Source organism: Streptococcus taoyuanensis, assembly GCF_029589235.1.
GTDB lineage: Bacteria > Bacillota > Bacilli > Lactobacillales > Streptococcaceae > Streptococcus > Streptococcus taoyuanensis.
The window spans coordinates 49,529-71,011 of sequence record NZ_JARQVW010000010.1 but is presented as its reverse complement, the minus strand read 5'-3'; the positions used below and the strand labels follow the sequence as shown (position 1 = coordinate 71,011).

The 21,483-nt window shown below is 43.9% G+C and carries 23 protein-coding genes; 2 read left to right on the top strand and 21 right to left on the bottom strand.

The genetic code is table 11. The features are described 5' to 3' along the window. Positions 1-39 precede the first annotated feature (39 nt). From P5Y91_RS07355 to P5Y91_RS07275, 17 genes are all read right to left on the bottom strand, one after another. Positions 40-1,344: a sensor histidine kinase gene (locus P5Y91_RS07355; protein WP_151190966.1), complete on the bottom strand. Its 1,305-nt coding sequence runs from the start codon at positions 1,342-1,344 to the stop codon at positions 40-42. Positions 1,345-1,357: 13 nt separating this feature from the next. Next, the gene (locus P5Y91_RS07350) at positions 1,358-2,092 is read right to left on the bottom strand and encodes a response regulator transcription factor (RefSeq protein ID WP_118095973.1); all 735 of its coding nucleotides are present in this window, start codon (positions 2,090-2,092) and stop codon (positions 1,358-1,360) included. 1,026 nt (positions 2,093-3,118) lie between these two features. Beyond that, positions 3,119-4,744, bottom strand: coding sequence for a chaperonin GroEL (groL, locus tag P5Y91_RS07345; protein WP_003004647.1), 1,626 nt, complete (start codon positions 4,742-4,744; stop codon positions 3,119-3,121). Positions 4,745-4,765: 21 nt separating this feature from the next. After that, a complete protein-coding gene (gene groES / locus P5Y91_RS07340) occupies positions 4,766-5,047 on the bottom strand; it encodes a co-chaperone GroES (protein ID WP_003013619.1) in 282 nt (93 codons plus the stop codon). A gap of 129 nt (positions 5,048-5,176) precedes the next feature. Beyond that, positions 5,177-5,470, bottom strand: a complete 294-nt coding sequence (locus tag P5Y91_RS07335) for a hypothetical protein (RefSeq protein WP_003013750.1) — start codon at positions 5,468-5,470, stop codon at positions 5,177-5,179. A gap of 101 nt (positions 5,471-5,571) precedes the next feature. Beyond that, complete coding sequence (locus P5Y91_RS07330; RefSeq protein WP_173018936.1) at positions 5,572-6,426, bottom strand: PTS system mannose/fructose/sorbose family transporter subunit IID; 855 nt, start codon at positions 6,424-6,426, stop codon at positions 5,572-5,574. Then, complete coding sequence (locus P5Y91_RS07325; protein WP_014712796.1) at positions 6,410-7,252, bottom strand: PTS mannose/fructose/sorbose/N-acetylgalactosamine transporter subunit IIC; 843 nt, start codon at positions 7,250-7,252, stop codon at positions 6,410-6,412. Before P5Y91_RS07325 ends, P5Y91_RS07330 begins: the two co-directional genes overlap by 17 nt. 56 nt (positions 7,253-7,308) lie before the next feature. Beyond that, the gene (locus P5Y91_RS07320) at positions 7,309-7,803 is read right to left on the bottom strand and encodes a PTS sugar transporter subunit IIB (protein ID WP_000261775.1); all 495 of its coding nucleotides are present in this window, start codon (positions 7,801-7,803) and stop codon (positions 7,309-7,311) included. A 14-nt stretch (positions 7,804-7,817) separates the two neighbouring features. Next, positions 7,818-8,255, bottom strand: coding sequence for a PTS sugar transporter subunit IIA (locus P5Y91_RS07315; RefSeq protein WP_223345706.1), 438 nt, complete (start codon positions 8,253-8,255; stop codon positions 7,818-7,820). Between the two features lie 140 nt (positions 8,256-8,395). After that, positions 8,396-9,694, bottom strand: coding sequence for an ABC transporter substrate-binding protein (locus P5Y91_RS07310; RefSeq protein ID WP_195327203.1), 1,299 nt, complete (start codon positions 9,692-9,694; stop codon positions 8,396-8,398). After that, complete coding sequence (locus P5Y91_RS07305) at positions 9,691-10,374, bottom strand: response regulator transcription factor (RefSeq protein ID WP_070664840.1); 684 nt, start codon at positions 10,372-10,374, stop codon at positions 9,691-9,693. Before P5Y91_RS07305 ends, P5Y91_RS07310 begins: the two co-directional genes overlap by 4 nt. Before the next feature lie 5 nt (positions 10,375-10,379). After that, positions 10,380-11,696, bottom strand: coding sequence for a sensor histidine kinase (locus P5Y91_RS07300; protein ID WP_118397446.1), 1,317 nt, complete (start codon positions 11,694-11,696; stop codon positions 10,380-10,382). After that, positions 11,696-12,679 carry a substrate-binding domain-containing protein gene (locus P5Y91_RS07295; protein WP_118397225.1) on the bottom strand — a complete coding sequence of 328 codons (984 nt, stop codon included), beginning with the start codon at positions 12,677-12,679 and terminating at the stop codon, positions 11,696-11,698. Before P5Y91_RS07295 ends, P5Y91_RS07300 begins: the two co-directional genes overlap by 1 nt. Before the next feature lie 189 nt (positions 12,680-12,868). Beyond that, positions 12,869-13,264 carry a single-stranded DNA-binding protein gene (locus P5Y91_RS07290; protein ID WP_003004675.1) on the bottom strand — a complete coding sequence of 132 codons (396 nt, stop codon included), beginning with the start codon at positions 13,262-13,264 and terminating at the stop codon, positions 12,869-12,871. A 101-nt stretch (positions 13,265-13,365) separates the two neighbouring features. Next, on the bottom strand, positions 13,366-13,992 hold the full coding sequence (ytpR, locus tag P5Y91_RS07285; protein ID WP_023919637.1) for a YtpR family tRNA-binding protein: 627 nt from the start codon (positions 13,990-13,992) through the stop codon (positions 13,366-13,368). Between the two features lie 9 nt (positions 13,993-14,001). Continuing rightward, the gene (locus P5Y91_RS07280) at positions 14,002-14,319 is read right to left on the bottom strand and encodes a thioredoxin family protein (RefSeq protein WP_013904499.1); all 318 of its coding nucleotides are present in this window, start codon (positions 14,317-14,319) and stop codon (positions 14,002-14,004) included. Beyond that, a complete protein-coding gene (locus P5Y91_RS07275) occupies positions 14,316-14,606 on the bottom strand; it encodes a DUF4651 domain-containing protein (RefSeq protein WP_003004245.1) in 291 nt (96 codons plus the stop codon). Before P5Y91_RS07275 ends, P5Y91_RS07280 begins: the two co-directional genes overlap by 4 nt. A 142-nt stretch (positions 14,607-14,748) precedes the next feature. Between P5Y91_RS07275 and pepA the strand changes: the two genes are divergently transcribed. Further along, positions 14,749-15,813 carry a glutamyl aminopeptidase gene (pepA, locus tag P5Y91_RS07270; RefSeq protein WP_014712788.1) on the top strand — a complete coding sequence of 355 codons (1,065 nt, stop codon included), beginning with the start codon at positions 14,749-14,751 and terminating at the stop codon, positions 15,811-15,813. A 446-nt stretch (positions 15,814-16,259) separates the two neighbouring features. After that, positions 16,260-17,744 (top strand): DUF1846 domain-containing protein, encoded by a 1,485-nt coding sequence (locus tag P5Y91_RS07265; RefSeq protein WP_003009791.1) that lies wholly within the window; start codon positions 16,260-16,262, stop codon positions 17,742-17,744. Positions 17,745-17,808: 64 nt separating this feature from the next. Here the strand turns inward: P5Y91_RS07265 and folK are convergent, their stop codons facing one another. The 4 genes from folK to folP are packed head-to-tail and all read right to left on the bottom strand — an operon-like array spanning position 17,809 to position 21,468. After that, positions 17,809-18,618: a 2-amino-4-hydroxy-6-hydroxymethyldihydropteridine diphosphokinase gene (folK, locus tag P5Y91_RS07260; protein WP_031572637.1), complete on the bottom strand. Its 810-nt coding sequence runs from the start codon at positions 18,616-18,618 to the stop codon at positions 17,809-17,811. 25 nt (positions 18,619-18,643) lie between these two features. Beyond that, positions 18,644-19,198 (bottom strand): GTP cyclohydrolase I FolE, encoded by a 555-nt coding sequence (gene folE, locus P5Y91_RS07255; RefSeq protein WP_031572633.1) that lies wholly within the window; start codon positions 19,196-19,198, stop codon positions 18,644-18,646. Positions 19,199-19,206: 8 nt separating this feature from the next. Next, on the bottom strand, positions 19,207-20,517 hold the full coding sequence (locus P5Y91_RS07250) for a bifunctional folylpolyglutamate synthase/dihydrofolate synthase (protein ID WP_118397222.1): 1,311 nt from the start codon (positions 20,515-20,517) through the stop codon (positions 19,207-19,209). After that, the gene (folP, locus tag P5Y91_RS07245) at positions 20,518-21,468 is read right to left on the bottom strand and encodes a dihydropteroate synthase (RefSeq protein WP_118397219.1); all 951 of its coding nucleotides are present in this window, start codon (positions 21,466-21,468) and stop codon (positions 20,518-20,520) included. Positions 21,469-21,483: the final 15 nt, after the last annotated feature.

Here is a 21,483-nt window from a genome sequence, read left to right as displayed (position 1 = left end):
TCTAACGAATGACCGATTTCTGTCCCACTCTCTCTTCCATTATTCCTTCCAAAAGGTCAGGCTCTGGGTAAATCGGTAGTTTGAACTCTTGGTAGACACTGTCGTTTTGGGATACTTTTCTAGTAATTGTTGGATCTTGTACAAGCCAAGACCGCGGCCCTCTCCTTTACTCGAGTAGTCTTTTTCAAAAATTCTCGCTAACTCTATTTTTTCAGCTTTTGTACTATTTTCAACTATTAAGATGAGGGAGTTCGTCTCCTGAAGCATGGCAAGAGTCAGCTGGGGGTCCTCTGATTCAAGACTCGCTTCGATAGCATTGTCACAAAGGATGGATAAGAAGGTGATGAAATCTAAAACCTCGATGAATAAATCACGAACTGGTTCATCGATCTCGACAGAGATCCCAATCCCTTTATTTTGAGCTTCCAATAATTTTGCGGACAGAACACTTTTTACAGCTGGATTTTCTATGTGACTGAGTTTGGCAATATCAAACTTACTATTGTAAAATTGCTGGCCACTCTCTCGGAGAACATTCTCATAGACTTCCCTGATCGCGTTGAGATCTTCATGCTCAATACTTAATTTGAGACTGGTTAAAATATTCAGGTAATCGTGACGAAAGGCACGAATCTCCCCATAGAGCATTTCGACGTGTTGGCTATAGGTGGCTAACTCCTGCAGTTGCCTATCTTTTTGTTCCAGAATTTCTTGTTTCAATCGTTCTTTAGACACTGCATTGAAATACAAGAGCATCACAAAAAACAAAATCAAATAAATACTATTTAACTGTTCCCGTAAAGCATCTGCATGAGGAATAACATCCTCAAAAACCACCAGACCTACAACACTGACTAAATACACAAACATGGAAAGATCCATCGGGAGTAAGAAACGATTAAAATACTGCCGTTGAAACCCTACTTTTAAATCTGTAAAATCTAGTTTTAACAATTTAGTGATTCCTATATAAACAGGAAAGACCAGCAATTCAAGTAGAGCATCATACCAGCTGACAGATGCCTCATGAACAAGTACAATCCCGAGCATTGGAAAGACATAAAATGCTAAGAGACGCGCAATGAGACTCTCCATGACAACCGGGTAGAGCCCGTAAAAAATATTCAACAGGTGTCGTATGTTACGATTTCGATAGAAACTATAGGCAATAAATACTAAGAAATAGCCAAAAAAGCCTACCGGTGGCACAAGGGTAAAGACGACTGCAAAGAAGAAAGGGCACAAAAAGAGCCAGCGCCAAGCGAACTCTTGTCTACTGATATGACGATAGATCAGCATGCTGACGAAGAACTTTAAGTAAGACATTAGAATATTTAACAGCAATTCCTTCTCCCTTCTATTTTTTCAAAGCTTCCAGTAAGCCTCTATACTTGGTCCGTGAGATCAAGCAATTGTCCCCATTTTCAAAAAAAGCTTTCTTGGCTTCTTTATCAATCTTCGTAATATTTTGTGGATTCACCACAAAGGAGCGGTGGCACCGATACAAGCGGGGATCTGCTTTTTCGATATCGGCAATACTGGCGTAAAATTCTAAGCGCTCATCCTGGGTGTGTAAAATAACCTTGTGAATGGTTGGAGACGTTTCAACATACAAAATCTTATTAAAGGGAACTTGTACACGCGCCATCGCACTCTCAAATGTAAAAGCATCTTGCGCAATCGTGGTCCCAGCTTGCTCCAAGGTATAATCGATGGCTGAGCTGATTCTCTCTTTGAACTCTTCCTCACCCAGCGTTTTATCGATAAAATCCAAGGCAGCCACTTTGTACTGAAAGGTAATGGGCATAAATTCAGAGTGAGTGGTGACAAAGACAATGGTCGCATGGGGATCTTTCTTACGAATCTCTTTTGCGATCTCCAGCCCCTTTTTCTCCTCACCTTTAATCTCGATATCTAAAAAGAATAGGTGATGGGCGCCTCTCTCTGTGATAGCATCCAGCAACTGGCTTGACTTCCCAAACACTTCTGGCGCTTTGCATTGCAAGAATTTTTGACGGATGAGATCCTGCAAAACCGCTTCGATACGCGATTGTTGGATCCATTCATCTTCTAACACAAAAATCTTCAACAAAGTCCTCACTCCTTCCCCTCTACGAATATGTTCTATTTTACCATAAATGATGCCTGCTGAGCCACTCTTTCAAAAGAGACTTAATAGCCCTTCTACCTTTTCTCCTTAACAAAAAAACTCTCCCGGAGGAATCCGGAAGAGCTTGCGCAAGGGGAATTTGAAAAATATTTTTTAATATGAAAAAGGTCGATAAAATCTATGCTATGTTCAAACTCTCATTTTACTAACAGCGATATTACGATCAAGTTTTATTGTCAATAGACATGTATGTGGGAAGTTCTCCCCTTGCAACAATGTAGACCTGTGATCTACTCTTAATAGTATACACTAGAATTATTACAAAATCAGTTAATTTGTATTGCAATTTGTTGGCAAATATTCCTCCGCCTGAAAACACAACAAACGCTTGATTCCCAAGCATCTACGCAAGTCCTCTTTAACTAGTATTTATCATTTCTGTTACAAAATTTAAAATAAAAATATTATTCCATAACAAATGAAAATCCCAAAGCACGATAAAAAGAGGCTGGGACAAAAGTCCTAGCCCCTCAATTATTTTTGGATTGTCGAGCAAGACACAGTGGTTGAGTGGGCTCTACTACGCTGATTTTATCAGTTTTTACAGCCCTACTCAACTGTGCGGAGGTGGGACGACGAAATCGAATTCTAACGAATTACCGATTTATGTCCCACTCTCTTTGAGCTAGTAAGACGATTAGCCAGACCGCACAATAGCGGCTGGCGTCAAATGATGAGAGTCATAGCCTCAATCATTTGTAGCGGTTACGACGCGAAAAAGGGAGGAACGATACTTTCCTCCCTTTGAGCTAGTAAGACACTTCGGCAAGGCACCATGGTGCTTGCCATAACAATAAATGCACCTGATAAATTAACCAAGGGGTTACGACGTGAAAAGGGAGGAACGATATTTTCCTCCCTTTGAGCTAGTAAGATGATTAGGTAGGCCGCAACATAGCGGCTACCGTCCAATGATTCGGTGCTTTAGCACCAATCATTGGTATCAGGTTACATCATCCCACCCATCATGCTTGGATCCATTCCTGGTCCTGCTGGGGCTGCTGGTTCTGGTTTGTTGGCTACGACTGCTTCGGTTGTCAAGATCAGACTCGCTACGGAAGCGGCGTTTTGAAGGGCTGAACGGCTCACTTTAACTGGGTCGATGATTCCTGCATCAATCATATTCACCCATTCACCTGTTGCGGCATTGAAACCTGTTCCGACTTCGGCATTTTTCAAGCGATCAATCACAATAGATCCTTCGTAACCGGCATTGTGGGCAATTTGGCGCACTGGCTCTTCCAAAGCACGAAGAACGATATTGCGTCCTGTCGCTTCATCTCCTTCTAATTCAAGGGCTGCGACTGCAGAGATGACATTGACAAGGGCTGTACCACCTCCGGCAACGATCCCTTCTTCAACGGCTGCGCGAGTCGCATTAAGGGCATCTTCGATACGGAGTTTCATTTCTTTCAATTCTGTTTCTGTTGCAGCACCAACCTTGATTACGGCAACACCACCAGACAATTTAGCCAAACGTTCTTGTAATTTTTCACGGTCAAATTCAGAGGTTGTGGTTTCGATTTGTGACTTGATGACAGCCACACGGTTAGCAATCGCTTCTGGGTTACCAGAGCCTTCGACAATGACAGTGCTGTCTTTATCAACTGACACTTTAGCTGCTTGACCAAGGGCTTCAATGGTTGCATCTTTCAATTCCAAACCAAGATCGTCTGTAATGACTGTACCACCTGTCAAGATGGCAATGTCTTCTAACATGGCTTTGCGGCGATCACCAAATCCTGGTGCCTTGACAGCTACGACATTAAAGGTACCGCGGATCTTGTTCAAGACAAGTGTTGGAAGAGCTTCGCCATCGACATCATCTGCGATGATCAAGAGTGGACGGTTGCTTTGAAGAATACTTTCCAACAATGGCAAGATTTCTTGGATATTTGAAATCTTCTTGTCAGTGATCAAAATGTATGGATTTTCAAGGTCAGCCACCATTTTTTCATTGTCAGTGACCATATATTGTGAGAGGTAACCACGGTCAAACTGCATGCCTTCAACGACTTCCAGTTCTGTTTCCATTCCACGTGACTCTTCAATCGTGATAACCCCATCTTTGCCAACTTTTTCCATGGCTTCAGAGATGTACTCACCGACTTTTTCAGAACGAGAAGACACAGCAGCTACTTGAGCAATCGCTTCCTTACTCGATACTGGAATCGCATTGTTTTTCAAAGCTTCTACCGCTGTTGCAACAGCGGTCTCAATCCCACGGCGGATGCCAATTGGGTTAGCACCTGCAGTGACGTTTTTGATCCCTTCACGGACGATAGCTTGAGTCAAGACCGTTGCGGTCGTTGTACCGTCACCTGCGATATCATTGGTCTTAGAAGCCACTTCTGACACCAATTTAGCACCCATATTTTCAAAATGGTCTTCCAATTCGATTTCTTTTGCGATAGTCACCCCATCATTTGTGATCAAAGGTGAACCAAATGATTTTTCAAGAACCACATTGCGTCCTTTAGGGCCCAACGTAACTTTCACTGTATCTGCTAAGACATCGACACCACGGACCATTGCAGAACGTGCATCAGATGAAAATTTAATATCTTTTGCCATTTCTCTTACCTCTTTCTTCTCTTACTCTACAATTGCAAGAATGTTTGATGTTCCAACGATGGTATAGGTTTCTTCCCCATCTTTCACTTCAATTCCTGCATGGCTTTCAACCAAAACGTGGTCTCCTGCTTTTACAGCTGGAGCAATGAGTTCACCACTTAGGGTACGCACACCTTCACCAACGGCCACTACTTCAGCTGTTTTTGTATCGGCCTTGCTCGCACCTGCGAGGACAAAACCTCCAACAGTCTGTTCTTTTTCTTCTACTTTTAAGACCACACGGTCTCCTAATGGTTTTAACATGTTCATTCCTCCATACGTGTTTTTAGCACTCTCTATACGTAAGTGCTAACCTATGTTTCTATTGTATCACTTGGTCAGAAATAGTCAAGAAAAAAACACCTCAAAAATAGATGAGATGTTTCTAAAATATCAATTTAAAATTGTCAATTTTTGATTGAAATCATCGATCACTTTTTGAAGATTGATCCGCCCGCGGTAGATGCCATATCCAAAAACGATCATGCCTAAAATTCCAACCAAGGCTAGTAAAATCCCGAGGATCAAGAGTGGGAGGAAACTTTTGTGAAAGAGATAGATCAATACCACACCAATACTGGCAATGATAAAGAGTAAGCTGAACCAACGACCAAGGTTTTCAAGCATGTGGCGTTGGTAGTTGATTTCTGTTTCATATCCATTGACAAGTTCTTGTTTTGTAACCATGGGATTCCTCCTCATAAAAATTGAGAATGAAGTGCAAGTAAAGGAGGTCCATTCACTTCATTCTCAAAAACTCCTACTAGCAAATTCGTTTTTTCTTTTCCTTAGTATTTAAGATGTGGATCAAAGATACCAAGGGCAACACCGATCAAAGCAACTACAACGAGAAGTAACATAACTTTGTTTGGTGAAATTTTTTTCTTAGACATCAACCACCAGCAAAGAGTGATGAAGGCTGCTGTCAAGAGACCTGGATAAACACCATCGATCTTTTCTTGGATGTTCAAGAAGACTTTTCCTTCAGCGTTCTTGAATTGAAGGGCTGTTGTAACAGATACCCAAGTAGCTGCTACGGCACCGATAACCATACCACCGACAACGCTGATCGCTTTACGAAGAGCTTGTCCTTTTGGTCCTACAAGAAATTCAACGGCTTTATCCCCTAATTGGTAACCTTTGAAGAAGGCAAAGCGCATACCAAAGTAGACTAAGAGGTTCCATACGACGATGTAGAAGAGAGCACCAGCGACGTTACCACCTTTAGAAAGTCCAAGGGCAATCCCCAAGAGAACTGGGATCAAGGTACCAACAACCAATGAGTCACCAATACCAGCAATTGGTCCCATCAAACCGGCACGCATACCGTTGATGGTTTCGCCATCTACTGCATCTCCGTTTGCACGTGCTTCTTCCAAACCAGCTGTGATCCCTACAACAAGAGATCCAAGTTGTGGTTCAGTGTTGAAGAAGGCCGTATAGGTTTGCATAGCATCCTTTTGTTCTTCTTTTGTGTCATACATTTCTTCTACGATTGGAAGCATAGAAGTCAAGTACCCGAAAGTTTGCATATGTTCTTGAGAGAAACAAGTCAAATGACCATAATACCAATGATGGAATGCTTTTGCTAATGTTTTCTTTGAAATTTTCTTTCTATCAGCCATTTTAAATATCCTCCTCATCATCGTCTAGATCCACCACTCCGGCTGGAGCAGCTTTCATCGATTTGATCACTTCAAGTTCATAGTAGATTACTGCAAAGATTAATGAAACAACGGCACTGGATACCAAGTTCAATCCGAGAGATTTTGCCAAGGTAAATCCAACAAAGAATGGAATGAAGTCAGTTGCTTCTGTAACAATTTGTTTCAACAAGATGGCAATACCGACACATGGGAGAAGAGCACCGACTGTAAAGAGGGCTTTCATCCAGTAACCATCCATAGGAAGGTATTGTTTCATCAAATCAACCATGTTTTCACCGTATTTGGTGATAATCATTGTTGGAAGGAAAGAGAAGAGGAAGTGAGAGATCCAAGGGTAAACCCAGTCAACTGCGTAGAGTTTTTTGAAGTTTCCTTCTTCAACGGCTTTCCAACCAATGTGTTGCCATACCAAGTTCATAGTAGCGGTACCGTAGAAAAGAACGGTACCGATTGTCCCAACGGCTGCACCGATTGGAGCTGCAGCTGCGGCGATTCCTGCTTCATCTGTGATGTTATTGGCATGCACAAACAAGATAGCAAGAGGAACACCGATGTAAGAGATGGCACGCACATCGGCAGATACGGTACCACCAGGTGTTACCAAGGCGATATAAACGACTTGAAGGGCAACCCCGACCATAATACCAGTTGTCACATCTCCAAGAATTAAACCTGAAATCAACCCACCGATCAAAGGACGACCGAGTGTATAGTTCCCGATACTGGAACCTCCCATACCAGGCATTGAAGACAAGCTGGCGAAAATACCAAGCAAGATTGCTTGAATCCATGAAATTGTCATAACAAACGCTCCTTTTGTTTGTAAATTTATTTACCTAACAGATAAGACTGTTAGTTTTAAAAACCAAATTTTGATTTGAAATCATCCCAATAACCGATGGAAACATCTGGCAACAATTGGAATTTCACCTTGTAGCCTGCTGCTTGAATGGCTTGGAAGGCTTCTGCTTCTTCCTGAGTGATGGATTGGTTATTCCCCAATTTCACAGCTCCAGGACGATCATTTGCAGGGCCAACAATGATTTCTTTGACATCACCTGGGACAAACCCTTGGTCGACCAAAATTTCCTTCATATCGATTGGATTTTTGGTGATCAAGAAGTAACGACTATCTGATTCTGTTACTTTTGCTGATTTTTCTTTAAAGGCTTCCTTTGTCCATACAAAGGTTTTCTTGTCTGATGCGCCTTTGTAAGCTTGGATCAAAACCTTGTTTGATGCTGCTGCATCATTTACGGCAATCAAACCATCACATGGTTTTTCCTTTGCCCAGCGTGTGACTGTTTGACCGTGAATCATGCGGTCATCAATCCGTACAAATGTTACTACCATAAGGTACCTCCCTATTAAATATCGTCATCATCTTCTTCAGCACCAGTGGCTGAAACTTCAAAAGGCTGTAGTGCAGATCGTGCTTCTGATAAGATGGTAGCTGACAAATCGTCTCCATCCAACACATCCTTCATCACAACTGCCGTCAAGGCCATGGTGAGGTTCATCCCACCAAGGATCAAGGCACCATCGAGCTTTCCAGCTTCTTCTAGAACCGTGGCTGCAGTGGTTAATGGACTACCACCTACGATATCTGCCAAGACCAAAACAGAATCATCAGCTGTCAATCCTGAAATGCTCTCTCTGAAATCAACTGCGAAGTCATCGACTGATTTTCCTTCTTTGAGTCCAACTGCGATGACCTGATCCAACTTGTCACCAGCAAACATGGCTAGTGATGTTTTTAGACCTTCTGCCAGTCCACCATGACTGACCAAAATGAGGTATTTCATTTTGCTACGCCTCCTTTATTTGACTCTATTGTAGACTATTTGAAAGCGCTTTTACATTGTCAAATGTCACATTCCCAATATGACATTTAGCAATAAAAAAATGACATCTGTCACTTGACAAAATGCCATCTTATTTTACTCTAAACTCCTACCTGTAGACTACTTTCAATCTCCCTCTGAATTTGAGGCAAGCGGTTCTCAACATCTTGATCGCGCAAGGCATTGCCAATCAAGTAATCTAACTTTTCTAACAGCTCTTTTGAGACATTTTTCGGGCTACTTTCAACAGCTTGTTCCATGATGCGGTTCAAGGTCTGATTGGTCAAGGAATCCGTCCCAAAATCATCTACCTGCAGAAGGTCTTTACTAGAGCGACTCTTGACTACCTGTGGCATGACAGAGATCCCTTGGGATTGGGCAAAGAGGGTTTGTTGAATGTCTGGATCCTCTGTCAAAACTTGCATCAGTTCCCAAGCCAACTTGGAATGAGAACTTCGAGCTGACATAGCAAAAGAAGTCGTCGTGACCAAGGTTGCCTTGGTCGTTTTTGACTTAGCCGGCATCGGGATACAGGTCCAAGTGAAGTTTGAATATTTAGAAACGTGGTAGGGATAAGGTTTATAGGTCCGATATTGGGCCAAGGTCATGGGATAGAAGGCGACTTTCCCCTGGTCAAAATCTTTAGAACTCACCTTGTAATTTTTATTTAGATCTTCCAATTTTTGCAGAAAAGTCAGAGACTCTTTCACTTCTGGAGCTGTCAGCTTGAGCATGCCACCCTGGAAGAGATGACCTCCATTTGCCGCTAAGGCTTCTTTCCAGGTGTATTCTGTACTTCCAAATTGGTCCAATTGCCCATCCCCATTGGTATCCTTGGTTAGTTTCTTGCAAATCGTATAGAACTCTTCAAGGGTCCAACCTTTTTTGGGAACCGCGATGCCTTCTTTATCCAAGAGATCTTTATTGACACACATCAAAATCGGATTGCTTTCATAAGGTAAGGCATAGGTTTGCCCCTGATAGACACCGGATTCAAATGCAACGGGATAAAAGGCAGCTTGATCTTTTCGATCCATATAGCCGTTTAACTTTTCTAATACGCCTCGCGCTGCTAATAAGGTAAGATCTTGCTCAGAGACCATAAACACATCTGGCGTCTTTCCTGAGACAATCTTTTCAGAGAGCCAGTCTGAATAATCTGACTGCGGAATCCCGTTTTCATACTCTACACGGACGTGGGGATGGGATTTTTCAAATTTTTGAATCGCACGATCCAAGGCATGGGAACGTTGACTGGTCGGCACATCCCAGCTAGAACCTGCATAAACGCCGATATGGAGTACGGTCGGTTGCTGTTTCCACCAATAAAAACCTGCGCTCACACAGAGCACAACAAGGAGACCAATCCCCCAACAAAGATGCTTTCGCTTCAATTTCATTCTGTATTTCCTTTAGAAAAATCACGTCTCGTCACTCCTGTTTGGACTGACCAGATCGCTAATTGCGTTCGATCTCGTAGGTTTAATTTCGCCAAAATCGTTGATAAGTAATTGCGCACGGTTCCTTCTGACAAGAAAAGTTTGGCCGCAATTTCTTTATTGGACTCCCCATAGCCGACTTCTTGAATAATGCGCCATTCCGTCGTGCTCAAATCCTTGACATTGTCCTCATCTACAGCAATAGAGAAGTTGGTTTTGGCCATTTGTGAGAAAATTTGAAAGACTTTACTAGCGATATTCGGGTTGATCATGGCTCCGCCTTGATGCACCACCTTAATCGCTTCATAGAGTTCCTCTGTCGAGGCTCCCTTTAAAAGATAACCTGAAGCACCATACTTGAGCGCACTATAGATAAATTCATCATCATCAAAGGTCGTTAAAATAATAATTTTGATATCCGGATAGTGCTCTTTGACTTCTTTTGTCGCCAAAACCCCATCCATGCCTGGCATCCGAATATCCATTAAGATCAGGTCAGGATGTGTCTGTGGAATGCTCGACAAGACATGATTCCCATCTTCCACTGTGGCCACCACTTCGATATCGGGGTGGGCTGACAAAATAATTTTCAGAGATTCTCGAATCAAGGCCTGGTCATCTGCCACCATTACTTTTATCACCATCTCTATCTCCCTTCTTTATATTTCGGTAAACTGACGCGCGTGAAAAATCCATCGCGACTTTCAAATTGAAGCTGTCCTCCTAGGATGGAAATGCGCTCCATCATCTGCTTGAGCCCATAGCCATAGGTCAAGGTTTCAAACCCAACCCCATTGTCCTGCAACTCGATCAGGTAATCTTCTTCATCCTCAAAAAAATGAAGGCTCAATCGACTGGCATGACCGTGGCGAACCGCATTGGTCATAGACTCTTGGATCACACGAAAGATCGTATCTTCAATCATGACGTCCATATCAACATCGACCCATTCATAGTGTAAATCAACCTGCAAGTTGGAAAGCGTCTGGTACTCGCGGATCATCTTTTCTAATGCATCTTTGAGGGTTCGTCCCTCAAGGGCACCTGGACGGAGGCGGTTGAGAGAGCCCCTCACATCCTGGATTCCTTCACGAACCACTTCTGATACGCTTTTTACCTGCTCTTTTGCCCGATTGGGATCGATATCAATCAAGACTCCGACAGCATCTAAACCTGCCGAGATCCCTGTTAGCGCGTGTCCCAAGGTATCGTGAATCTCCCGAGCAATCCGCTTGCGCTCTCGATCCTCTGCAATCTTCTCAGACAAGGCCATATAGTTGTTCAACTCCGTATTGACCTTCGAAACCATGGCCAACTCTTCTTCTACTTCGTGGTTTTCCGCAAGAACATTCATAATATAGAACAAAAGCGAAATAATGAAGAGCACCATATTCAAGGCATAGAGGGAATTTTTCAGGAAAAAGGCCAGAATCCGAATGGAGGCAGGATAAAAATGAATATAGACATCCAGAGAAGGTATCGGAAAGAAAAGCGAAAAGACGTCTGAATTGGTCACAAGAAGCATCAGGAAACTTACTAGGATAAACGCAAACCAATACTTGCGGTCTCGCTTGGTATTCAACTCTTTGGAACCATAGAAGATATCCGCAAAAACCAAGAGAATGAGCCCGTTATAAGCTACATTTTGGACCCACATCAAGAGCAACATCAGGAGGATCTCCAGAATGTTCCACTTATCAAAAATGGACCATCGACTCATTTGAGACCGGTAACGACTCATGGAGATCAAGGCAATTCCAACAAATAAGAGCGCAGACAACCAAAAAGTTGTAGAGGGCGCAAAAGGAATGCGCTCCAAACGTTCCAATAATAAGGGAGCTTGTCGTTGAGCAATGATATAGTTGGTTGCTTGAAGATAGATGATACTGTTGAGCATAACAGCGATAAAATTCACGACCATCAGGATGGCCAAACTGTACCTCACACCTCTAAATTTTCTCATCACTGCCACCCATTTACATCAAATTGATCGATGTTTTCCTTTGTCATCATTTGAACCGGAATGGTTATTTCTTTTTGGTAGCTCTTCCCATCAGCCATATCTTGGATGACCTCCATCACGCGATCTCCCATCTTCAACGGAGACTGGGCAACGGTTCCTACGACATCATCTGTCGAGTGTAGCAAGGCTTTCATATCTGGTGAGCCATCAATCCCATAGATCGCAATGGGATGGGTGATTCCTTGCTCCTTGATCGCTGCTAAAGCTCCTATAGCTGAACGGTCATTCAAGGCGACTAGAGTATCGACATTCCCCCCTGACTGCAAAAACTTACGGACAGCGGGCATGGCGATCTCCGTCTGACCCTTGGTTTCTAGTTCCGAGATGATCTGATAAGACCCATGTCCTTTGATGGTATCCTTAAATCCCTGAATCCGCGTATCTGCCGAAACAGTCCCCTTATGCTCCAAGAGAAGGATCCGAGCATTTGAAGAGCGTTTCATCAACTCTTTCGCAATCAAGACTCCTGCTTGGTAGTTGTCGGAGACAATGCTGGCATCCGGCTTAAAATGCTTGAGCTGGGTATCAACTGCAATGATCTTAATTCCTTGTTTTCTAGCTTTTTTAAGAGCCCTTAAAATGGGCTGACTATCCCCTTTGACCGGATTAATCACAATCACATTTACTTTTTGGGCGCAAAAATCATCGATCTGCTGGCTCTGCCTTTTTTCATCCAATTCCGGATCTCGAACAGATACAAGAGCCCCTCTCTCATCGGCAATTCGACTAATTTCCGAATGAATACTTTTATAGAACTCATTGTTCATGGTCATATAGGTGACACCGATCTTGGTCTGATCCTTGATGCTACTGGTTTGACAAACGGCATAGATCCACAAGAGGAGGCAGGCCACTGGAATCACCAGTAGAACCCGTTTTATCAGCCATTTCAACCGTTCATTTCTATCTTCTTTTCCTTTCAAACTCCGTTCCTTTTCTGAAAATTTTGAATATATATTACTTTATTTTACTACTTTTTCAAGATAAATGCTGGCTTTTATTGTACAGATGCATATTTTTGCTTTATTTTTAAAAGACTAGTTTCCGAATGAAATCCCTACCAAGTATCAAAAAAAGCTGGTCTATAAACGAACCAGCTTTCTTTTTTGTTTCTAAAAAGGAAGATCTTCCTCTTCTAAGATGATATCGGCTAAATCTCCCGTTCCACCATTTTCACGCATCGCTCGCTGAGCGCGACTCTCTAGCAACTGAAAACTTTGGCAGAGGACCTCTGTCACATACTGCATGACCCCATTTTTCTCGTAGCGGCGTGTCCGAATCTCTCCATCCAAAGAGATCAAGCTCCCTTTACTGGCATAACTAGCCATGGTTTCAGCCAATTTCCCCCAGACAACCACATTGACAAAATCAGTCTCTCGCTCCCCGTTTTGGTCCTTGTAGCGACGATTGACCGCAACGGTCACTCGGGCAACGGATTTGTCTGTGCTGGTTTTATGCAATTCTGGGGCCGCTACTAGGCGACCGATTAAAATAACTTTATTATACATCATTTACCTCCTATCTATTTATTCGAAAAAATTTCAAAAAATGGAGGTGACAAACCAAAATCAAAAAAATCTAGGATCCAAAACATCCTAGATTCTTCTCTTTATTCGTGCCAGTGACGAGCAGGATCAAAAGGTGTCCCTGCTACTTCTGCATCATCCAATTCAATAATGCCTCGTTTTTGAGGAGCATTTGGCAAGTGCAATTCACGCGGACTGCACATCATGCCATAACTTTTTTCACCACGAAGGGCCCCTGGGAAAATCAAGCTGCCATCCGGCATCATAGCACCTGGAAGAGCGACAATGGTCTTTAGACCCACCCGCGCATTTGGAGCTCCAGCTACGATCTGAACCGTCTTATCTGGTCCAACTGCTACTTGGCAGATATTCAAGTGGTCACTATCTGGATGGGCTACCATTTCAAGGATTTCTCCCACCACAAATTTTGGTTCCCGATCATTGACTAAACGTTCTGCGAAGCCTTCTCTTTCCAATTCTTGGTTCAAACGAGCTACTTGCTCATCTGTCAAAAAGACTTGGCCCTTGCCTTCGATGGCGAAGAAAGATGAGGCATCAAAGATATTCCAGGCAACGGTTTCTTGGTTGTCCTCACGGTAAACACGAGCCACTTTTCCTTTTCTCTCCACCGCGAGCTTGGCTTCCCCACTATTTTTCAGGGTCAACATCAAGACATCGCCGACTTGTTCTTTGTTGTATGTTACAATCATGATTTTCTCCTATTTTAATCCTGCTAAGAATGCTGTAATCTGCGCTTTAGTTTTCCGATCCCGATTGACAAACCGACCGATTTCCTTATCCTTTTCCAGAACCACCAAACTTGGGATCCCATAAACATCCCAGACTTTCGCCAGATCCATATAGGCATCGCGGTCAATCAAGATAAAGGTAAATTCGGGATTTTCAGCCTCAATCTCCGGCAAAAAAGGTTTGAGGTAACGGCAATCCCCACACCAATCTGCTGAAAAGACAAACACTTTCTTGCCCTCTTGCTCTACATAAGAAGCAATTTCTTCTAGAGAATTTGGTGTAATCATAGTTTTTCCTCTTCGTAATGCAAGAGACCATCCTCATAGACAAAGCGGTAATGGCGCTCATCTTCAAAAATGACACCACCTACTAAGCGCTCTTCACTAGACTCGTAGAGTTCCACATACAGAGTCGCAATCGTCCCCATGGCTTCCATTTGCTCCCGTACTTCTGCTACCAACTCTTCTTGGGTACGGAGACGCTTTTGATCTTTGGCAATTTTATAGACACCGGCCGCAAGAGCTCCTGCACTTGCTACAGCCAGACTAGACAAAATAATTTTTTTAGCTTTCATAGTGCCTATTGTAACACAAAATAAGCAGAGGGACAACGGTCTAAGCTGGATCTCTCCCTCCGATTTTAGAGTCTGATTTCCATAATAACGCTACCATCCTTGTAGAAAAAGTGATAAAATAGCATCAGAAAGAAGGTAACCTATGACTGATTTATTTTCTAAAATCAAAGAAGTAACTGAAATCCCTGCTATCTCAGGTCATGAAGCTCCTGTACGGGATTATTTGCGCCAACAATTGACCCCTCATGTGGACGAAATCGTGACAGATGGTCTCGGTGGGATCTTTGGGGTCAAACACTCAACGGCAGCCGATGCTCCTCGTATCTTAGTGGCTGCCCACATGGACGAAGTTGGTTTTATGATCAGCGAGATCAAAGCTGACGGAACTTTCCGTGTTGTCCCAATCGGAGGTTGGAACCCGATGGTCGTCAGCAGCCAACGCTTCAAACTCTTTACACGTGACGGACGTGAATACCCTGCTATTTCAGGATCTGTTCCTCCTCATTTGACACGTGGAACAGGTGGACCAACCGTACCTGCCATTAGCGACATCGTCTTTGATGCAGGCTTTAGCTCTAAAGCCGAAGCTGAAAGCTATGGAGTCCGTCCTGGAGATACCTTGGTCCCAGATAGCTCTGCGATTCTTACTGCTAATGGTAAAAACGTCATCTCTAAAGCATGGGATAACCGCTACGGCGTCTTGATGGTCAGCGAATTGGCCAAGAGCCTTTCCGGACAAGCCTTAAACAATGAACTCTATGTAGGGGCCAACGTTCAAGAAGAAGTGGGACTTCGTGGAGCCCACACTTCAACCACTAAATTTGATCCTGAAATCTTCCTTGCTGTAGACTGTTCGCCAGCAGCCGATGTCTTTGGAGACCAAGGAGCGATTGGGGAAGGAACACTGCTTCGCTTCTATGATCCAGGTCACATCATGCTACCAAATATGAAGGATTTCTTGCTCACTACGGCTGAAGAAGCGGGCATCAAATTCCAATACTATTGTGCCAAAGGTGGTACCGATGCAGGTGCAGCACACTTGAAGAACGGCGGAGTCCCATCAACCACTATTGGTGTCTGTGCACGTTACATCCACTCTCACCAAACCCTCTATGCCATGGATGATTTCTTACAAGCGCAAGCCTTCTTACAAGCATTGGTTAAGAAATTGGATCGCTCTACAGTTGATTTGATCAAACACTATTAAACAACATCGATCTGAAGCCCCGTAAGGGGCTTTCAGATCGAGGATAAAATCCTCTTAAAAACTTTCCTTAGGTGAGTACGGACGTCTGCGAACTTCTCCGAAGTTCCAAGACTAATTATTGAGCCTGAGGTCTCAATAATTCCGAGTGCCTAAAACTGAGTCGTTTCAGGCACTTTTCTCACAGCGGAAAGTTTAAGTGCACCCTGCAATGACCTTAATAGACTACCTCATTTTATTTGTTTAGCATCACTTAGGTCATTTTATGTAAAAAATATGCCTGAACAATCAAATTCTATGATGTCTAACCTCATCTTAGGAAAGTATCTTAGAATATTTTATCTTCCATCTGTTTTCTGATATAATATGAAAGAATGAAATGGTAGGGAACGGAACACTCATCCTTGGATTTGTGTGGCAGACCCTTCCCTTATATACAGGAGTTTTACATGAAAAAACAAGCTTTTAGTTCTGAAAAGTATTTGAACTTGCAACGTGACCACATTATTGAGCGGATCAACCAATTCGATGGCAAGCTCTACCTTGAATTTGGTGGTAAGATGTTAGAAGACTTTCACGCTGCTCGTGTCCTCCCTGGATACGAACCAGACAATAAGATCAAGCTGCTCCAAGAATTGCGCGACCAGGTGGAAATTGTCATTGCCATCAACGCCAACAACATTGAGCACTCAAAAGCCCGTGGGGACCTAGGAATTTCTTATGACCAAGAAGTGCTACGCTTGATCGACAAATTCAATGAATTAGGGATCTTTGTAGGCTCTGTCGTCATCACCCAATATGCTGGACAAGCAGCAGCAGACGCCTTTCGCAAACAACTGGACAAGAGCGGGATCGCCTCTTATCTCCACTATCCGATCAAGGGCTATCCGACTGATATGGACCACATCATCTCTCCTGAAGGGATGGGGAAAAACGACTACATCAAAACTAGCCGCAATTTGGTCGTTGTGACAGCTCCTGGACCTGGTTCTGGTAAGCTGGCAACGTGTATGTCCAATATGTACCATGACCAATTAAATGGGATCAAATCAGGTTATGCCAAGTTTGAAACCTTCCCAGTATGGAATCTTCCTTTGCACCACCCAGTTAACTTGGCTTATGAAGCAGCGACTGCAGATCTAGACGATGTCAATATGATCGATCCCTTCCACCTCCAAACCTATGGAGAAACAACGGTCAACTACAACCGCGATATCGAAATCTTCCCTGTCTTGAAGCGCATGTTGGAACGCATCTTAGGAACCTCCCCTTACGCTTCTCCAACAGACATGGGCGTCAACATGGTTGGCTTTGCCATTGTGGACAATGACGCTGCGATTGAAGCTTCCCAACAAGAAATCATCCGTCGCTATTACCAAACCATCTTGGATGTCAAAGCTGAACGTGTCGGTGAAGGAGCCGTCAAGAAGATTGAGCTCTTGATGAATGATTTGGGCATTACTCCAAATGATCGGAAAGTGACCGTGCTTGCCCGCCAAAAAGAAGAAGAAACAGGTGAGCCAGCCTTGGCCCTTGAATTGCCAAACGGCGAGATGGTAACCGGAAAAACCTCTGATCTCTTTGGTCCAACGGCAGCCCTCTTGATCAATGCGATCAAGAAATTGGCGCATATTGATAAAGAAACCAAATTAATCGAGCCAGAATACGTCCAACCTATCCAAGGCTTGAAGATCAATCATTTGGGTAGCCGTAACCCTCGTCTTCACTCGAACGAGATCCTCATTGCCCTTGCCATTACAGCCATGAGCAACGAAGATGCTAAGCTTGCTATGCAAGAATTAGGCAAGTTGAAAGGCAGCGAAGCCCACTCAACCGTGATGCTAACAGACGAAGACAAGAATGTCCTTCGCAAGCTCGGTATCAACGTCACTATGGACCCTGTCTACCAATACGATCGCTTGTATCGTAAATAAACTCAGACAAACAAAAACAATCCCTGCTCGAGGGATTGTTTTTTTATAATGCAAAGAAGAGAAACTATTTGACAGCCTCCCATAATTGGCGAATGGGCTTTCTTTGAACAGGGTCCACAAAATGAGGAGCAATTTCATTCAAAGATTCTAGGACAAAGGCACGTTCTGCCACATAAGGATGCGGTAAGATCAAGCTCGGACTGTAACAAATGGTGTCCTCCATGTAGAGCAGATCTAGATCAATCACACGTGGCCCCCACTTGACCTCACGAACACGTCCCATTTCCTGCTCAATGGCAAGTAAGGTCTCTAATAAATCCTCTGGGGTCATCCAGGTTTCAACTTCTGCCACCTGATTCAAAAAGGTGTCCTGCTCCACTCCTCCCCAAGGTTCTGTTTCAATCCTTGTGGATGTCTGAAGAAGGCGAATGCCTCGATCCTTGAGTTTTTCTAGCGCCGTCTCTAGTTGCAGTTGTTTATCTCCCATATTGGTGCCAAGCCCAATAAAGGCCCGTTTTTTCTCCCGTTCAATTGTCACAGAACAAGTCTCTAATGGCAAGGGAACAGGAGCCCAGGGCTTTTTCAACTCCAGACGAACTTTTTCTACAAAGGCATAGCTTTCGAAAATCTTTTGCACCAATTGAAAGGCCACCGTTTCAATCAGATCGATTTTTTCTGCCTGCATCCACTCGGTCAATTGTTCCGCTAAGATCCCGTAATGGATCGAAGCTTCCAAATCACCTGTGCGGGCAGCACGGGTCATTTCATAATCCACCCATAGGTCTAGGACAAAGCGTTGTCCCAATTCTTTTTCTGCTGGAAAAACACCATGATAGGCGTATACCTCTAAGTCCTTGATCCGTAATTGATCCACTCTCTTCACCTCTTATAGCCAGCCATTAGTGGCCCATGAGTTTATAGGCTTCATTTTTCAAGTCTTTATCTGTCGCAAGCAATCCACGCGCAGCAGTTGTCACTGTAGCAGTCCCAGGTTTACGGACACCCCGCATGTTCATACACATATGTTCTGCTTCTACCCAGACAAGGGCACCTTGCGCTCCAAGATATTCCATCAAGGCATCTGCGATTTCTACCGTCAATCGTTCCTGAATCTGTGGTTTTTTAGCATAAACTTCGACCGTACGAGCCAGTTTTGAAAGCCCAGCAACACGGCCATTTGGAATGTAGGCAATGTGCACTTTTCCATAAAACGGCAAAAAGTGATGCTCACACATGGAATGGAAGAAAATATCCTTCTCAACCACCATATTGTTATCAATGATTTCAAATGATTTAGACAGGTGCTCTTCTGCCGTCTGTCCTAGTCCTGAAAAGATTTCTTGGTACATCTTTGCAATGCGGGACGGGGTTTCTTGAAGCCCTTCACGGTTCTCATCTTCACCGACTGCCTCGATAATCATTTTTACTGCTTCTTCAATTTTCTTTGTATCCATATCATCTCCTAGTTGGATTTTTCTGTTTTTAATAAATAAGGTCGTACTTGGCTAAGGAAATAGAGCGATCCTGTTACAATGAGGAGCTCATCATCTCCAGCTTGCCAGTTTTGTAAAAATTCTCGCCAGTTGACTTCCTCAAGCTGGTGGTGGTTTGCAGCAGCTGTCATCTCTTCTTGAGAATAGGCTCTTGGATCTTCAAAGGTCGTGAGGATCAAGCGACTATTTTCCAGTTCCTGCCACTGAATGAGCATCTCTTCTAAGGCTTTGGTCCGGATGCAAGTAAAAAGAATGGTCTTTTTTTGACTTGGGAACAGTTCTCGAAGACTTGCGATCAAAGGCGCAACGGCATGGGGGTTATGGGCCCCGTCCAGCAAGATCATGGGTTTTCGAGAGATCACTTCCATCCGACCAGGCCAGACAACCTGACGCAAAGCCTTATCTACCAACTCTTTTGACAAGAGTTCACGCCCTTCTCTTTCAAAAAGCACATCACAGATACTGATAGCAAGAGCTGCATTTCTGGCCTGGTGATGACCTAAGAGTGCTACTTGATAAGAAGCTGTTTCTCTTTTGGAACTGTGATAAGAAAAGGATTGGCCCGATAGATAAGAGGCTTCTAGCTCAACTTGGTAATCTCTGTCATAGGCTGTTATCGGTGCCTGCTCTTGAATCGCAATGCCTTCAATGACTTGGCTAGCTTCTGCTTCTAATTTCCCTAGAACCAGAGGAATTCCTGGCTTAATGATACCTGCCTTTTCACGGGCAATGGAAGCCAGATCTGGCCCAAGAAGAGCAACATGGTCCAAGCCAATCGATGTGATCGCAGTCAGAACGGGCTGGCAGACGTTGGTACTGTCTAGTCGTCCCCCCATACCGACTTCCATAATCACATAATCCAGCTCCTCATGAGCAAAATAATCATAGGCGACCGCCGTCATCACTTCAAATTCCGTCAAACCTTGAAAGATGTCTCTTGATTCTTCAGCTTCCAAGAGCCGTTGGTAGCTATCCAGATAGGTTTGCAGGTCTTGATCTGAAATGGCTTCGCCATTAATGGTGATCTGGTCATTGTAATGGATCAGATAAGGAGAGGTAAAGACTCCAACGCGTAAACCTGCCTGCCTCAAAAGTTGGGACAAGGTAGCAATGGTAGATCCCTTGCCATTAGTCCCCGCAACATGAATGACCCGACAGTCTAGGTGAGGATTTCCTCTCAACGCCAAGAGAGCTTCCATGCGCTCCAAGCCGAAATGTGGATCTTGGGAACGATAGGCTTCTAGCCAACGAAGATCCAACTGATGTTCTTTTGTCTTCATTTACTTGTATTGTTTTAAATTAGTATCTGCTGCCTCTTGGGCTTGGAAAATGGCTTGGCCCAGACTGGCTGCCATCTTGTGTAGGGGAATATCATGCACCCGCACCACTTCGACTCCTTGACTGGCTGCAATACTCGTCAAATGGCTCGAAGCCAGGTCCCGATTCCAAAAACCAGTCTCCGTTGCAGGATCTGTCTCAAATCCAGCTTCTTCAATAATATTGACCACAAAACGTTTGCGGGAGACCCCTAGAAAGATCGGATAACCTTTTTGGTGGATGGTTTCAAGCTCTTGTAATAAGAGTAAGTTCTCGCGCTTGGTCAAACCAAAGCCGATACCAGGATCTAGCATGATCCGTTCCGCCTGGACACCGGCTTCTTTTGCGACCGCAAGCGAGCGGTCAAAGAAGGTCCACATCACGTCTTGAATCGGTTCTTGAGCCATTGTTTGAAGCTCTGCTTCTGTAAAAGCTGGTTCAAAACCAAAAGTTGGAAAAATAGTGGAACTTGGATGATGCGGTCTTGCCATCACTGGATTAAACATGAGAACTGCGCTGGCTTCATGCTCTGCAACCACAGTAGCCATCTTAGAATCTCCAAGAAAACCAGTAATATCATTGACAATATCGGCTCCAGCTTCCAGCGCTGCCGCCGCCACCTGGGACTTCCAGGTATCCACTGATATCAAGACATCACTTTCTTTCCGAATGGCTTTAATCACTGGAACCACGCGGTCAATCTCTTCTTGGATCTCCACATAATGACTTCCTGGTCTGGTTGATTCTCCTCCGATATCGAGGATCTGAGCTCCTTCTTGGATCAGTTTTCTCGCCTGCTGCAAGGCTACATCCACACTCGTATACTTACCGCCATCAGAAAATGAATCCGGAGTGACATTTAAGATCCCACAAAGAAGGGTCCCTTGGCCACTCAGCCATTTTTTATCAATCATTTTCGTTCTCCTTTG